Source organism: Actinomycetota bacterium, from assembly GCA_035540895.1.
Taxonomy (GTDB): domain Bacteria; phylum Actinomycetota; class JAICYB01; order JAICYB01; family JAICYB01; genus DATLFR01.
In genome coordinates this window covers 1-2,160 of sequence record DATLFR010000077.1, presented here as the reverse complement: position 1 = coordinate 2,160, position 2,160 = coordinate 1, and the positions used below count along the sequence as shown (strand labels likewise).

General features: G+C 73.3%; 2 protein-coding genes. One reads left to right on the top strand and one right to left on the bottom strand.

Annotation, left to right across the window (positions count from 1 at the left end):
* The coding region (locus VM840_04680; GenBank protein HVL80869.1) for a hypothetical protein at window positions 1–846 on the bottom strand (846 nt) is incomplete at its 3' end.
* A gap of 78 nt (window positions 847–924) precedes the next feature.
* Here VM840_04680 and VM840_04675 point away from each other — a divergent pair.
* Window positions 925–2,124, top strand: a complete 1,200-nt coding sequence (locus tag VM840_04675; GenBank protein HVL80868.1) for an MFS transporter — start codon at window positions 925–927, stop codon at window positions 2,122–2,124.
* The last annotated feature ends 36 nt before the right edge of the window (window positions 2,125–2,160 follow it).

The window sequence follows — 2,160 nt, the reverse complement described above, 5'->3', positions numbered from 1 at the left end:
TCGGATCGCGAAGGCTCCGACGCCGTCGTGCAGCCCCGTCGCCGCGGCGAGCCGCAGGTGCGACCCGGCCAGGGACGCTCGTGGGATCGCCGCCTCGAAGGAGTTCGTGTACCCGTCCGGCTCGATCGCCACGCTGATCGGGCTCGTCGCCCCCGTCTCGAGGTCGACGAGACGAGGCTCGTGGGAGCCGAGGAAGACCGCGACGTCCCCCTCGGACGTGGTGAGCCCCGTCGAGAAGGGGACGCCCCGCTCCCCGGGGGACGGCCGGGTGTCGGCGAGGAGGACGACCGCTGCGTCGTCGGGGTCGGTCATCGTGGTCGTCCGGGCGAGGACGTAGAGGTTGTCGGCGTCGGCGGCGACCCGCAGCTCGAGCAGATCGGCGGCCGGCTGGAACCCCTGGTTCCCGTAGTGCTCCTCGGCCTGGTAGTCGTGGGGCACGGGGAGCCCGAGCTCCCCGGCGAGCGCCTGGAAGATCCCCTCGGCGCGGTACGTCTCGGGGGCCACGCTGCGCAGCGGTCCGTACAGCTCGCGGTACCGGCGGGCGTCGCGTCCGTCGTCGGCTCCGTAGGAGTCGAAGAGGTGGTCGGTGTAGATCAGCTCTCCGTGGGAGTGCACGACCGTCCCGCCGTACCCGGCTCCCGTGCCAGTCCAGTCGGAGATGTCGCCGTCCACGACCTTGGCGGTCGGGGCCACCGGGGCGGCCGGGGTGACGATGCCGACCCCTCGCGGCGTCTGGGCGTGGGTGACGGGGAGCTGCTCGAGCAGCTGCGTCTGGGCTCCCGCCGGCAGCGCGGGCAGCAACACGGCGAGCGCGACGACGAGGTGCATGAGACGTGGTGAGCGCATGGGTCCTCCGGGATCGGGCTTCGAGGTCTGTTTCGCCCTCGCGGCCCCCGGTCCTGCCGGCTTGGTAGCGTGCCCGCCGTGACCGTGGACCGCCGGCCCTCCCTCTGGCTCATCTACTCGATCACGGTCACCGGCGTCACCGTCAACACGCTCGTCGCGCCGGCGCTCCCGGACATCCTCGCCGGCCTCGACGTGGGAGCCCGGATGGCGGGACTCGTCGTCGCCGCGGCCTCGGCCCCCGGGATCCTGCTCGCTCCGGCCATCGGGCTCCTGGCCGACCGGTTCGGACGCCGGGAGGTCCTCGTCCCCTGCCTCGTCATCTTCGGCGTGTCCGGCGGACTCGTCGCCGTCTCCACGAACGTCTGGATGCTCGTGGCCCTGCGGTTCGCGCAGGGGGTGGGATCGGCTGGACTGATCAACCTGGCGGTCGTGCTGATAGGCGACCACTGGGAGGGGACGGAGCGCGTCCGGATGATGGGACGCAACGCCGCCGTCCTCACGGTGGCCGTCGCCGCCTTCCCACTCCTGGGGGGCGCGCTCACCGACCTCGGCGGGTGGGAGGCTCCCTTCCTCCTCTACCCTCTGTCCCTGATCACCGCGGCCGTGGCGCTGCGCGGACTGCCGCGCTCCCCGACGCTAGACGTCCGGACCCGCGACCAGGTGGTGGAGGCGTGGCCCTACGTCCGGACCGCGAGGATCCTCGGGACGTTCGTCGCGGGCATCCTGGTCATGGTCCTGATATTCGGACTCTTCTTCACCGTGCTCCCGCTCTACGTGGAGAGGGCGTTCGGGCTCGGACCCACCGCGCGGGGGCTGGTGCTGACCCTGCCCGCACTGACCTCCACCCTCTCCTCGCTCGCACTCGGACGGATGGAGTCGGCGGCCGGCCGCAGGCGCGTGCTGGTCGGCTCGGCCGGGCTGTTCGCGGTCTCCCTCGGGATGGTGGCAGCGGTCCCGGCGCTGTGGGCCCTGGCCGTGGGCGTCCTCGTGTTCGGGTTCGGGCAGGGCATCCTCATCCCGGCGCTGCAGGACGTGGCCGCATCCGCCGCTCCCGACCACAGCAGGGGGACGCTCGTCGCGCTGTGGGTGAGCGCCGTGCGGCTCGGACAGACGGTCGGACCGCTCATCGCCTCCCCGGTCTTCGCCCGGCTCGACGGTCCGGCCACCTTCGCGGCCGGATCCGTCCTCTCGATCGCGATGGGGGTCGGGTTCGCGTTCGGGGGCCGCGGGAGCGGACGGGCCCGCGACCGGACCCTCCCACCGGCGCCGGTGGGGTGAGGGCGCGGGCCGGGTCGGGGCCCGAGGGTCCGGGGA